10 protein-coding genes and 2 tRNA genes are annotated in these 13,057 nt (G+C 62.4%); 5 read left to right on the plus strand and 7 right to left on the minus strand.

All coding sequences use genetic code 11. The features are described from left to right. Window position 1: 1 nt before the first annotated feature. From ACH2AT_RS09230 to ACH2AT_RS09255, 6 genes are all read right to left on the minus strand, one after another. Window positions 2-77 (minus strand) — tRNA-Gly (locus tag ACH2AT_RS09230). Between the two features lie 3 nt (window positions 78-80). Further along, window positions 81-157 (minus strand) — tRNA-Pro (locus ACH2AT_RS09235). A 298-nt stretch (window positions 158-455) separates the two neighbouring features. Then, window positions 456-881 (minus strand): DUF1622 domain-containing protein, encoded by a 426-nt coding sequence (locus ACH2AT_RS09240; protein ID WP_394965446.1) that lies wholly within the window; start codon window positions 879-881, stop codon window positions 456-458. A gap of 157 nt (window positions 882-1,038) precedes the next feature. Next, entirely contained in the window at window positions 1,039-1,494 is a 456-nt protein-coding gene (locus ACH2AT_RS09245; protein ID WP_394965448.1) for a spore coat protein, read from the minus strand. Window positions 1,495-1,635: 141 nt separating this feature from the next. Beyond that, window positions 1,636-3,126: a glycerol kinase GlpK gene (gene glpK, locus ACH2AT_RS09250; protein WP_394965450.1), complete on the minus strand. Its 1,491-nt coding sequence runs from the start codon at window positions 3,124-3,126 to the stop codon at window positions 1,636-1,638. Window positions 3,127-3,184: 58 nt separating this feature from the next. After that, complete coding sequence (locus ACH2AT_RS09255) at window positions 3,185-3,763, minus strand: glycerol-3-phosphate responsive antiterminator (RefSeq protein WP_394965452.1); 579 nt, start codon at window positions 3,761-3,763, stop codon at window positions 3,185-3,187. Between the two features lie 436 nt (window positions 3,764-4,199). On the opposite strand from ACH2AT_RS09255, the gene ACH2AT_RS09260 reads away from it, so the two are divergent. The 5 genes from ACH2AT_RS09260 to ACH2AT_RS09280 all read left to right on the plus strand — a co-directional run bounded on the left by ACH2AT_RS09260 (window position 4,200) and on the right by ACH2AT_RS09280 (window position 9,979). After that, window positions 4,200-6,071, plus strand: coding sequence for an alpha/beta hydrolase (locus tag ACH2AT_RS09260; RefSeq protein ID WP_394965454.1), 1,872 nt, complete (start codon window positions 4,200-4,202; stop codon window positions 6,069-6,071). Between the two features lie 218 nt (window positions 6,072-6,289). Next, a complete protein-coding gene (locus ACH2AT_RS09265) occupies window positions 6,290-7,738 on the plus strand; it encodes an NAD(P)/FAD-dependent oxidoreductase (protein WP_394965455.1) in 1,449 nt (482 codons plus the stop codon). Then, window positions 7,731-8,996, plus strand: coding sequence for an NAD(P)/FAD-dependent oxidoreductase (locus ACH2AT_RS09270; protein WP_394965456.1), 1,266 nt, complete (start codon window positions 7,731-7,733; stop codon window positions 8,994-8,996). Before ACH2AT_RS09265 ends, ACH2AT_RS09270 begins: the two co-directional genes overlap by 8 nt. A 4-nt stretch (window positions 8,997-9,000) precedes the next feature. Beyond that, window positions 9,001-9,354, plus strand: a complete 354-nt coding sequence (locus tag ACH2AT_RS09275; protein WP_394965458.1) for a DUF1667 domain-containing protein — start codon at window positions 9,001-9,003, stop codon at window positions 9,352-9,354. A 118-nt stretch (window positions 9,355-9,472) separates the two neighbouring features. Continuing rightward, a complete protein-coding gene (locus tag ACH2AT_RS09280; RefSeq protein WP_394965460.1) occupies window positions 9,473-9,979 on the plus strand; it encodes a MarR family winged helix-turn-helix transcriptional regulator in 507 nt (168 codons plus the stop codon). Between the two features lie 86 nt (window positions 9,980-10,065). Here ACH2AT_RS09280 and ACH2AT_RS09285 read toward each other — a convergent pair. Beyond that, window positions 10,066-13,057, minus strand: a 2,992-nt coding sequence (locus tag ACH2AT_RS09285) for an InlB B-repeat-containing protein (RefSeq protein WP_394965462.1), incomplete at its 5' end; no start/stop codon positions are given.

The following is a 13,057-nucleotide window of genomic DNA, read 5'->3' on the forward strand; positions in this document are numbered from 1 at the left end:
ATGGAGCGGCTTACGAGGCTCGAACTCGCTACCTCCACCTTGGCAAGGTGGCGCTCTACCAGATGAGCTAAAGCCGCTTATGGTCGGGATGACAGGATTTGAACCTGCGGCATCCTGCTCCCAAAGCAGGCGCGCTACCGAACTGCGCTACATCCCGTCATGGGTCTATCTTCAAGGCCCATCGGGCCCAAAAGCACCGATCAAGAGGGCCGCAGCTCCCTTAGCGCAATTGTCGCGTGCGGCGCCGCGCCGAGGGGCGGCTGGCCCGCTCTGTTGCGCGTCAAGGGCTCCGCCTCGCTGCATCCGCCGCTGGCGGCGCTCGGCTCTGCCCACCGAACTGCGCTACATCCCGTCATACGAACGCCGGGGCGGCGGACAGGGCAGCCGCCCGGCAGGGCGCTTTTGCTATTATAACCGATTCGTCCCCCCGCGTCAATGCGGAGGGACGAATTTTTTTATTTTTGCCGGGCGGCCCGCTTTTCCTCTGCCTCTTCGGTGATGTCCTGTATCTCCGCCTGCCGCCGCTCCAGCTCCTGTTCCATCTGCGATTCCTCGGTCTTGATCTCCCAGTGGATGAGGAAGGTCAGCGCCGCCCGCAGCACGATGATGGCGGCCACCAGCCCGATCTCGGTGAATTCGCGCACCACCACCGTGCGCAGGATCTCGCTGCCCAGCTTGAATTCCAGGCCCATTGCCATGCCCTTGGCCAGCTTGAGCCGGGTCAGGGGGTCGCGGCGCACATAATTGCAGATGCCCTGCAGGGCCGCCACCACGATGACGCCCACGCCGATGAACTCCAGCAGCACCACCGACAGGTTCACCAGGGTCACCAGGCCCTCGTGCAGCTCGTTGTAGAGCGTCTCAAAAAACATCGGTCCCATGTTCGTTCCTCCCCGCGCCGCGGCCCGCAAAGCCGGGCGATCTCGGTTTTATAATAAATAAGTATAGCAGATGCGCCGCCGTTTGCATAGGCCCCGGCGAAAACCGGCGCGAAAAAGGGCCCCGCGGCGCACCGCGGGGCCCTTTGCCTTGTTTTTGTCAGCGGTACATGCCGTTGGCCTGCATATAATCCGCCAGCTGTTTGCCGTGGTGCTGCTCCTGCTGCTGGATGCCGCTGAGCACCTGGCGGCTTTTCTCGTCGCAGAACTCGAACACCGAGGTGTTGTAGACCCCCGCCACGTACTTCTCGGTGGCCAGCAGGTCCGCCAGCAGATAGGCGTCCTGCTTCTTGCCCGCGCGGGTGGCGGTGGAGCGGGGCGGGGTCTGCTCCTTGGCGGCCTTGGGCTGGGCGGCCGCCGGGGCGGGCACCTTGCCCGCCAGCATGTCGGTCACGGTGTCGTAGTGGTTCTGCTCGGCCTTGGCGATCTGGCCCAGCATGGTCTTGAGGGCCGGGTCGCAGGCCGCCTCGGCGGCCTTGGAATATTTCTCGGCGCACAGTTTTTCCTCGTTTTGCAGGTCCTTCAAAAGGCTCTGTTCCTTTTTGGTCATGGGCATGGTGTTCTCTCTCCTTTTTTTCGCGTCTTGCGCGGTATGGTGTCAGTGTTCCCCAAAAACCGCCCGCTATGCGAAAAAAACCCCGGCGGCCCGAAACGGGCCCGCCGGGCAAGCAAAGAGAAAGGGCGAATATGTATAAGGTCAGTCTTCCACCCAGTCCTTGGCGCGGCGCACGGCCTTGTGCCAGCCGTCCACCAGCTTTTGCCGCTTTTCTTCCTCCATGGCGGGCTCATAGAGTTTATCCAGCGTCCACTGGCGGCGGATGTCGTCCAGGCTGGACCACACGCCGGTGGCCAGGCCCGCCAGGTAGGCCGCGCCCAGGGCGGTGGTCTCCCGGATCATGGGCCGGCGGATGGTGCGGGAGACGATGTCCGCCTGGAACTGCATCAGGTAGTTGTTGGCGGAGGCGCCGCCGTCCACCCGCAGCTCCCGCAGCTGGATACCGGTGTCCTGCTCCATGGCCCACAGCACGTCGGCGGTCTGGTAGGCGATGGCTTCCAGGCTGGCCCGGATGATGTGGTTGCGCCCCGCGCCCCGGGTCAGACCCAGGATGGCGCCCCGGGCGTACATATCCCAGTGGGGCGCGCCCAGGCCGGTGAAGGCGGGCACCACATAGACGCCGGCGGAGTCCTTCACTTTGGTGGCGAAGTACTCGGTGTCCGACGCCTCAGTGATGAGATGCAGCTCGTCCCGCAGCCACTGGACCACCGCGCCGCCCACAAAGACGCTGCCCTCCAGGGCGTACTGCACCTTGCCGCCGATGCCCACGGCGATGGTGGTGAGCAGGCCGTTTTTGCTCTGGTACATCCGCTCGCCGGTGTTCATCAGCAAAAAGCAGCCGGTGCCGTAGGTATTTTTTGCCTCGCCCGGCTCAAAGCAGGTCTGGCCGAAGAGGGCGGCCTGCTGGTCGCCGGCGATGCCCGCGATGGGCACCTCCACCCCCTGGATGTTCACATGGCCGTAGACCTCGCTGCAGCTTTTCACCTCGGGCAGCATGCTCATGGGAATGCCCAGCCGGGCGCAGATGGACTCGTCCCAGCACAGGCCGCGGATGTTGTAGAGCATGGTGCGGCTGGCGTTGGTGTAGTCGGTCACATGCACCCTGCCGCCGGTGAGCTTCCAGATGAGCCAGGTGTCCACCGTGCCGAAGAGCAGCCTGCCCGCCTCGGCCTTTTTTCGCGCGCCGGGCACGTTCTCCAAAATCCACTGGATCTTGGTGGCGGAGAAGTAGGCGTCCACCAGCAGGCCCGTGTGGTCCTTCACATAGGCGGTGAACTCCGCGTCCTCTTTCAGCGTTTCGCAAAGCGCGGCGGTGCGCCGGCACTGCCACACGATGGCGTTGTAAATCGGACGGCCGGTCTCCTTGTCCCAGACGATGGCGGTCTCCCGCTGGTTGGTGATGCCGATGCCGGCGATCTCCCGCACGTCCACCCCGCTCTGAGCCAGCACCTCCATCAGCACGCCGTACTGGCTGGAGTATATCTCCATGGGGTCGTGCTCCACCCAGCCGGGATGGGGATAGTGCTGGGTGAATTCCTTCTGGGCAAGCTGCACGATGTTCTGGTGTTCGTCGAACAGGATGCAGCGGCTGCTGGTGGTGCCCTGGTCCAGGGCGATCACGTACTTTTTCACGGCGAGGCGCCTCCTTTTTTATCTGCTCTCCGCCGGGCCCGCGCCCGCCGGTTTCGTTTCACATCTCCCACACCGCCGGGCAGGTGGTGGACACCGCCGCCGCGCCCGCCCGCATGGCGGCCATGACTTCATCCTTGTACTTGATGAGCCCGCCGGCGATGACCGGCGTGGCGGTGGTCTGGGTGATCTCGGCGATCACCCGGGGCATGATGCCCGGCAGGATCTCGATGAAATCCGGCTTGCCCACCGAAAGCTGATCCGGCAGGTTGGACAGGGCCAGCGAGTCCAGGATGAAGGCCCTCTGCACCGTGACAAGGCCCAGGTGCCGCGCCCGGCGCACCAGGGCGGGCCGGGTGGAGATGATGCCGTCCGGCGCGCACATGCGCACCAGGCCGTCCACCGCCACCTCCCGCTGGCTCAGGCCGTCCAGAAGGTCGATGTGCACGATGGCCAGCTTGCCCGCGCCCCGCACCCGCTCCACCAGGTCCGGAATGTTCACCACCGAACCGAAGAGCAGGAATATCACCTCGCACTCGCTTTTCAGCGCGGCCGCAAGGCCCGTTTCGTCCTTCACCGCCGCGATGACCGGGCAGTCCAGCATGCGGTGCTTTTTTGTCTGGGTGTTGTCCATTTCCATTCCTTGCTTTCCCCCTGTCGCCCCACAAGATTGATAAAAAATAAACATCTTGCAAAGAGAGCGGGGCGAACCCTGTTCGCCCCGCTCGTTACTCAGTGGACATGATTTATTATGGCAGGAGACTTCGCAAAAGTAAAGTACCGGGGCAAAAAACCGTCTTTTTCGACAAACTCGCGCCCTTCTTTTTTATGTTTTGAATAAACATTTTCAATTCCTTGTTAATTTTTTATTTTCTATTGACGCAAAACGCTTTTGTGTGGTAGCATAAAGCCAACAGATATGCTCCAGAGTTATTGGAAGTGAGCGTAAGAGCAAGATTACTTGCCCTTACGCTTTTTTCATTTTTGGGAGCATAAAAATGCACCTGCTTTTGTGCGCAGAGAACAGATGCATTCAAAAATTCGGGCTGTATAAGGCTCAAAAGAGGAGGAGAATCATGAACAACAAAAAGAGGAACAAAGCCGCGATCTGGTTATGCATTGCACTGGTTCTGTGCCTTGTAAGCGCGATTGGCGCTTCGATCGTTCAAACCAGCTTCGGGCAAGTCAACGTACAGGATCTGCGTGTCGTTGTTGATGACGGTTATGTTGTCAACGGGCAGATTTATATTCCCAAAAAAGCCTCTGCAGAAAATCAGTTGCCGCTCATCGTTGTTTCACACGGAAGCTTCAATAACTTCGAGATGCAGGATCTCAATATGGTAGAGCTTTCCCGCCGAGGCTTTGTGGTGATTTCCACCGACGCCTATCGCCATGGCTCCTCTTCCATCAATATCGCTGCAGATGACTCTATGAACAACATGTGGCATATCATCGATTATGCCACTGCCTCCTACACCTTTATTGATTTGAACAAGGTAGGTGTATCCGGTCACTCCATGGGTGGCATGATTGCTTCCACTTCCGCGCAACACTATTTTGAGCAGGAAGCTCTGGGCCTTGGTGAAAACAAAGTAGCAGCGGTTTTGGATGTTGGTTATGACGCACAATATGTACCCTATGTTTTTGGAGATGTGGAAGTACCCGTAACTGAATTCGATGTTGACTGGGGTATGATCCAAGGTAAATATGATGAATGGTTCTTCCGTTCGCCTGATGTGGACAACAATCCTGCCCGTTTCCTGGAAAGCGATAATGCCCGTTCTTTCATCAACCAGGCGGGTATTGGCCTGACTGAAAACGACGTTGTGGAAAACTGGAAAATCTACCGCGGTAACATTGGCGGCGAAGAGCACATCCGCGCCATCTTCCAGAATACGGAGATACACCCCAAAAACCATTTCTCGCAAGCGTCCAGCGCAGCTGCCACCACTTTCTTCTATGAATCGTTCGGCGTTCCTGCTGGTTACGAATACATTGATCCGGCAGACCAGATCTGGATGTGGAAAGAATTCTTCAATCTTCTTGGTTTGATCGGCATCTTCCTTTTCCTGGTTCCGTTTGCCATTGTCGTGATGCAGGGCGTTCCCTTCTTCTCGGAACTGCTTGCAAAAGAGCCTGTTCCCTGCGCTCCTGCCATCAAGACCACCCGTTCCAAACTGGTTTACTGGGGCACCTATCTCGTGTGCCTCATTCTCCCCGCCACCTTAGTAATGCCCGTGATGTATCATCTGCTGGGCAAAGAGTCTTTCGTCCCCTCTACCGTTACTAAATGGTTTGGCGAACCCAACACCAACGAACTCGCTTTGTGGACCCTTGTGGTAGCCATTGTTTTGCTGGCGGTCTTCCTGCTTTCTCATCGCCTGTTCAGCAAAGGCCAGAGCATTGATTGCTGGGGCGTAAAGACCACTCCGAAAAAGTTGTGGAAGAGTTTCCTGCTGGCGCTTCTCACCATTACCACAGCTTATGTGATCCTTTTCTTTGTTGATTTGTGCTTCAACACCGACTTCCGCATCTGGATGGTTGCCATGCGCATCTTCACCGTTGACAAGGTGCTGTTTGCCATCGCTTATTTCCCCGCTTTCGCGGCATTCTATCTTGTTAATTCGCTGTTGGTAAATGGCGGAAACCGCGTGGAAAACATGCCGGACTGGCTGGTCACTGTGATCAGTTGTGTTTCCAACATCCTGGGCCTCTGCGTTCTGATTTTCATCCAGTACTACGGAATCGTTGCGAACGGCGTATTCACCTTCAATTCCATGCGTATCGTGAACCTCTTCCCGCTTCTGGTGTTGATCCCTGTCGGCACCATTATCACTCGGATCTTTTTCAAGAAGACAGGTTCGATCTATGTAGGCTCCTTTGCCATTAGCATGCTCTATACTATGATGACCGTGGCCAATACGATGGTGACCGCCACCATTCTCTGATTGGCAAATCTTACTTTTGTGAACACGATTTTTCTTCTATCCCCTTGCATTTATTCACTGCACAGCGTATACTATGAAATAGAGAATATCTTGCTGCAATGAGTCTTACGAGCAAAGCAGATACGTTCAGGCGTGTTTGCTTTGCTCTTTTTTTGTTCTTTTTCCGCCCAAAGCACCCCTTCGGCGGACGGCATATTCGGTTTGGGAGGTATGATTCTATGTACGATGTTGTCATCATCGGCTGCGGCGTGGTGGGCGCGGCGGCGGCCTATGAGCTGGCCCGCTACAAGCTGCGGGTGGCGGTGCTGGAGGCAGCGGCGGACATCGCCGCCGGCACCACCAAGGCCAACAGCGCCATCATCCACGCCGGCTACGACCCGGAACCCGGCACCCTGATGGCCCGGCTGAACGTGGAGGGCAACCGCCTCACCGGCGAGATCTGTGAAAAGCTGCAGGTGCCCTTCAAACGGGTGGGGTCGCTGGTGGCGGCCTTCAGCCCCGAGCAGCTGCCCACGCTGCAAACGCTGTATGACCGGGGCTGCAAAAGCGGCGTGCCCGGGCTGCGGCTGCTCTCCGGCATGGAGGCCCGGGCCATGGAGCCGGGGCTTTCGGAGGAAGTGTGCGGCGCGCTTTTCGCGCCCAGCGCCGGCATCATCGACCCCTGGGGCTTTGCCATCGCCATGGCCGAGACCGCGGTGCGCGGCGGCGTGGAGCTGCGGCGGGACTGCCCGGTCACCGGCATTGAAGACACCGGCGCGGGCTTTGTGCTGCACACGCCCGCCGGCGACGTGGCCGCACGCTTCGTGCTGAACGCCGCCGGCGTGGACGCCGACCGGGTGCACGAGATGCTGGAGCCCAATGATTGGCACACCCTGCCCAGCCGGGGCGAATACTACCTGCTGGACAAATCCGAGCACGACCGGGTGAGCCGGGTCATCTTCCAGTGCCCCGGCCCGGAGGGCAAGGGCGTGCTGGTGGCCCCCACCATCCACGGCAACCTCATCTGCGGCCCCAACGCCGAAGCCGTGGAGGACCGGCTGGACCTGGGCAACACCGCCGCCGGCATGGCCGAGGTGCGCGCCAAGGCCGCCCGCAGCGTGCCGGGCGTGGAGTGGCGGCAGAACATCCGCAACTTCGCCGGCCTGCGGGCCAACACCACCCGCAGCGACTTCATCATCGAGGAGAGCGGGGCCCACCCCGGCTTCATCGACCTGGCGGGCATCAAGAGCCCGGGCCTTTCCAGCGCGCCGGCCATCGCAAAGATGGCGGCCCGGATGCTGGCCGCCGGCGGCCTTGCGCTGGAGCCGGACCCGGATTTTGTGGACAGGCGCGAGCACATCGTGTTCAAGGAGCTTTCCGCCGGGGAGAAGAACGAGCTCATCCGAAAAGACCCCCGCTACGGCCGGGTGGTCTGCCGGTGCGAGACCATCACCGAAGGGGAGATCGTGGCGGCGCTGCACAGCCCCATCCCGCCCCGCTCCATCAACGGCGTCAAGCGCCGGTGCAACGCGGGCATGGGCCGCTGCCAGGGCGGCTTCTGCGGCCCGCGGGTGCAGGAGATCATCGCCCGGGAGCTGGGGCTGGACCAGGCCGAAGTGCTGCTGGAACAGGCGGGCAGCACCATCCTGACGGGCAGGACCAAGACGGGAGGGAACGCAAATGTATGATCTGATCGTGGTGGGCGGCGGCCCTGCGGGCCTTGCCGCCGCCTGCAAAGCCTGGGACGAGGGCGTGAAGAACATCCTCGTGCTGGAGCGTGACAAGGAACTGGGCGGCATTCTGAACCAGTGCATCCACAACGGCTTCGGTTTGCAGCGCTTCAAGGAAGAGCTCACCGGCCCGGAGTACGCCGGGCGCTACATCGACATGCTGAAGGCCACCGGCGTGCAGGCCAAGCTGGACACCATGGTGCTGCAGATCGTGCCGGGCGAGGGCGGCGCTCCCCACCAGGTGCACGCCATCAACGGCGCCGACGGCTACATGGTGCTGGAGACCAGGACCATCGTGCTGGCCATGGGCTGCCGGGAGCGCACCCGGGGCGCCATCAGCACCCCCGGCGAGCGGTGCGCCGGCGTGTTCACCGCCGGGGCGGCCCAGCGCTTCCTCAATATGGAGGGCTACATGGTGGGCCGCCGGGTGGTCATCCTGGGCTCGGGCGACATCGGCCTCATCATGGCCCGCCGCATGACCCTGGAAGGGGCCAAGGTGCTGGCCTGCGTGGAGCTGATGCCCTATTCCGGCGGGCTCACCCGCAACATCGTCCAGTGCCTGGAGGACTACGGCATCCCCCTCTACCTCTCCCACACCATCACCGACATCAAGGGTCACCAGCGGGTGGAGCAGGTGACGGTGAGCGAAGTCGGCCCCGACCGGCGGCCCATCCCCGGCACCGAGATGGCGTTCGACTGCGACACGGTGCTGCTGAGCGTGGGCCTCATCCCCGAAAACGAGCTGACGCGGCAGGCGGGCATCGCCATGGACCGCCGCACCAGCGGCGCGGTGGTGTTTGAGAACATGGAGACCGGCGTGCCCGGCATCTTCGCCTGCGGCAACGTAGTGCACGTCCACGACCTGGTGGACTATGTCTCCGCCGAGAGCGAGCGGGCGGGGGCGGCGGCCGCGGCCTGGGTGCAGGGCAGGCGCGCGGCGGGCGAGGCGCTGGAACTTTTGAACGGCGACGGCGTGAGCTACACCGTACCCCAGCACCTGCGGCTGGACGCGCTGGAAAAGCCCGCCCAGGTGTTCTTCCGGGTGAACCGGGTGACCAGGGACGCGCAAATTCTGGCCACCGACGCCGACGGCAAGACCATCGCCCGCTTCAAGCGGGAGCACATGGCGCCCGGCGAGATGGAGCAGGTGGCGCTGCCGCCCCAGCTTTTGAAACTGGCCCGGGGTCCCTTGACCCTGAGCATACGGGAGGTGTGACGCCATGAAAGAACTGATCTGCATCGTCTGCCCCAAAGGCTGCCACCTGAAGGTGGACGAGGAAAACGGCTGGGCCGTCACCGGCAACTCCTGCCCCAAGGGCGCGGAGTACGGCCGCAGCGAGCTGCAAAACCCCACCCGCGTGCTCACCACCACCGTCTGCGTGGAGGGCGGGCTCTATCCCCGCATCCCCGTCAAGACCAGCCGGGCCATTCCCAAAGGCCTTTTGATGGACGCCATGGCTGAGGCGGCAAAGGTGCGCCTTGCCGCGCCGGTGCGCCGGGGCCAGGTCATCCTGCCCGACCTTTTGGGCACCGGGGCCGACCTTGTGGCCAGCCGGGACATGGAGGCGCTGTGAACCGCCGCCCTCCGCCGGGCCGGGAACGGGGCTTTGACGCCCCTCCCCATTGACATTTCCTTTGCCGCTGTGATAGTATCATCTTACTGCAAGGCATCGCAAAGGAGGCGTTTATCCCATGGGAACCGAATGGATGGGCCGGTACCGGCCTCTGGTGGCCGCCCTTGTGAAGCACACCAACGTGGTGCAGCGCGCTTCGGTGCGGACCGTGCGGCTTTCTGACGAGCTTCGCCTGACCGTGCAGGAATGGCAGGTCTTTGAATACGTGTTGGAGCATCAGGACGACGATGCCTGCATGAACCACATCTCCGAGCGGCTGGGCATCCCTCAGAGCACCTTTTCCAAGATCATCAAATATCTCTGCGAGCAGGGCCTGGTGGACAAATACCAGACCGAGACCAACCGCAAAAACATCATCCTGCGCCCTTCCGAAAGCGGCGCGGACCTCTACCGGCAGCAGACGTCCACCGCCGGCCTGGAAATGTTCGGGTCCTTTTTCCGGGAACTGGAGGGAGTGGGCGACGAACAGCTGGCGGTTTTCACCGCCGCGCTGGAACGGCTGAACGCCACCCTTGCCCGGGACGGCGGCAGGCAGGAAAAGCCGCGCCTCATCAAGAAAAGCTGAACCTTCAAAAAGGCCCGGCGCGCTGTTCTTTGAACAGCGCGCCGGGCCTTTTTTGCTTTGCTTAGGCCGGTTTTGAAGCGGGCGGCTTATGCCTGCGCTTCATCTTCGCCGGCTTTTTCCCTGCTTTTCTTCGCCAGAATCGCCACGATCGCCTGAACGGCCGCGATGGCCGCCATGAGCAGGGTCCAGCGGTCGGTAAAGACCATCGGATCGCTCATGTCCTCGGTGAGGATGAACGCCGCGACGGCGGCGATGGCGGGGACCAGGCTGAACACACGCCAGCCGCCCTTCCTGTTGACGGTGCGCTGCGCGTTTTCGCCGTCCTCTTCCGCCTCTTCCTTCTTCTTTCCAAAGCAGCCTGCCAGCAGCAGCACGCTGGCCAGCGCGGTCAGGACAGCCAGGATCAGGTTCAGCAGGGCCCAGGCGGCGTCCGCAGGGCCGGCCAGGGGCGCCGTTTCCTCTTCCACCGTCTCGGCCTTGCCGGTCTCGCCGGCGGGAGCCTGCGGCGTTTCTTCCTCTGCGATCTCCTCGGCCTGCTCCGGGGTCTCCTCATCGGGGTCCGCCGGGTCCACGGCGCCCGGGGCCGCCGGGGCCGCCGGGGTGGGCGCGGGGGTGGGGGTAGGCGCTGGGGTGGGGGTAGGCGCTGGGGTGGGGGCGGGCGCGGGGGTAGGCGTGGGCGCGGGGGTGGGCGTGGGCGCGGGGGTAGGCGTGGGCGCCGCCGGAGCGGCCGGCCTTTCGTTTGCGCGGAAGCTGACCACAAAGGTCATGTCCCCGGTAATATCGTAGGCGGGCGTGGGGGCCGCGGGCGCCCAGGCGGGGCCGTGCTCATCGTAGCCGCTGTTGGCGATCGCGGCGGGGATCTGTCCGTCGGTCAGATGGCCGACGCCGCCCGTTGCATAGTCGCCCTTTCCATCCAGCAGGGTGACCACGGTGCTCAGGCGAACCGCGTTGTCTTCAGCCGCGCCGCCTTTCGGGCGCACCACGCCGTTGACCGCCTCGAAGGTCACGATGACCTGGTACTTGTCGGCAATGCCGTCGCCGTTGGCCGTGTCGCCATCCTTGTCTCTGCCCGGATCCGCCAGGGCGTCGATGTCATAATAGACGTTCAGCACGTTCTTTGCCGGGTCGATGCCGATGGTCTTGGGGCCATCGGCATGGCTGAAGAGATAGTTCTGCTCCTCAAACACGAGGTTCTTGTCGTAGGTGATCTGCGTGTTGTAGGCGGCGCTGCCGGTCCGGGTGACGCGCCCGGTCTCGACGCCGTCACGGTCCAGATAGATGTGGTTGACGGTATAGCCGTACTCCTTGGGCTCAAAATGCGCGGTGTAGGCGGCGTCGGCCCGCACGTTTTGCGGCGCAAAGTTCTCCTTGTCGCTGACCTCCCTGTCCTCCTCGTCCGTCCAATTGACGAACTTGTAGCCGGTGTCCGGGGTGGCGGTGGAACCTTTGCCGTCCCCGCCCGCGTTGACGGTCTCATCCGCGAGGCTGACGCTGCCGTTCGCGTCGGCCTGATAGGTGATGGTGAAAACCTTCCATTTCCACTGGGCGTAAAGGGTGATGTCCGCGCTGACCGCGGGAATGGTATCGCCCGCCGCATAGGGAGTGCCGCTTCCGTCCCGCTTGGTGTTCCAGCCGGTGAACTCATGATCGGCCATGCTCAGCCCGCCGCTTCCGGCCACGGGGGAATAATCCTCGCCCTTGACCAGGATGGCGCTTTCGGGCGCTGTGCCCTCGCCGTCGTTGGCGTCGTAGCGGACGGTGACCAGATCCGGAGATCCCTCGTCCACACAGATCTTCGCCACATAGGAGCGGACGTCCTCTTGCAGGTCGTCGGGATCCCACTGAAGGGTGCAGTGGCTTTCGTCGAGGTCATAGCCCCACATCTCCTTGGCCAGCCCGGCGGCGCTCAGCTGCTTATATTCCTCCAGCTGTTCCCAGCCGGGTTCGACCTTTTGGTAGTTGAGGCGCGTGCCGCCCGGTCCGCCGGCATAAAGCTCCACGGTGAGCGTATAGCTTTGCGTGTTGCTCCACACCGCGTACAGCTTCACATCCCCGGCGGGCATGGGGAAGGTGCCGCCGTCCACGTACCGCGGGGCCGCGGCGTCTTTGTCCTCAGACCAGCCCAGGAACTGGTAACCCGCGCGGGCCAGCGTTCCGTTGCCCGCAACGGTGACCTGCGCGCCCTCGACGTATTGCTGGCCCTTGGGCGCTTCTCCTTTGTACTGGCCGGTCAGCGCGTTCGGATCGTAGGTCACATTGTATTTGCTCTTATCCAGGATCACACCGTCCACATGGTAGCCATCGTTCTCTTCTTTGATCGCATACCAGAGAACATACTGGGTGGCGGGGTCATAGGACTCGTTCACAGCTTTCACTGCCGCCTGGATCTGGGCATCGGTGGGGCGGCTGTTCAGATTGTCCTCCACAGCCTTGCCGGTGGGGTCGGCCACAAACTTGCCCTGTTTAACGGCCCCTGTAACCTTGATGCGCCCGGTGTAAAGCTCGTTGCCGTATGCAGCGGGTTCCACGGGGATCATTCCGTCCAGGCGGATGAAAAAGAACGCGTTTGCATTGTGATCCTGCACCCAAATGGCGTGAAGGGTCACGTCCGTCTCTGGCAGGGTGTAGGGGGCGCCGGCGGGATAAATGGTTTGAAGGTAGTTTTCGGGCTTGCCGTTGTTTGCAGCGGCGGAGACGCTCCATCCCAGGAAATCGGCTCCCTCCATGGAGGGCAGGATCACCACATCGCCGGGCTCTCCATGCACCGCTTCGGGGGCGGCGCCGGAGCCGCCGTTTTGCGTGTTTTCATTGTAGGTAAGGGTGACTGTGGCGGAGACGGCGGCGGTTCCGCCTTCCGCACCATAAGCGGCGCGGCTGGCCAGGGCGGCGCGGCCCTCCTCAGGGACGGGCGTCGCGGGGGCCTCCTCCCCGGGAACAGGCGTCGCAGGGGCCTCCTCCCCGGGAACAGGCGTCGCAGGGGCCTCCTCCCCGGGAACGGGCGCCGCGGGGGCCTCCTCCCCGGGGACGGGCGTCGCAGGGGCCTCCTCCTCAGGGACGGGCGTCGCAGGGGCCTCCTCC

The sequence above is a fragment of the Candidatus Allofournierella excrementigallinarum genome (assembly GCF_944388085.1).
GTDB lineage: Bacteria > Bacillota > Clostridia > Oscillospirales > Ruminococcaceae > Allofournierella_A > Allofournierella_A excrementigallinarum.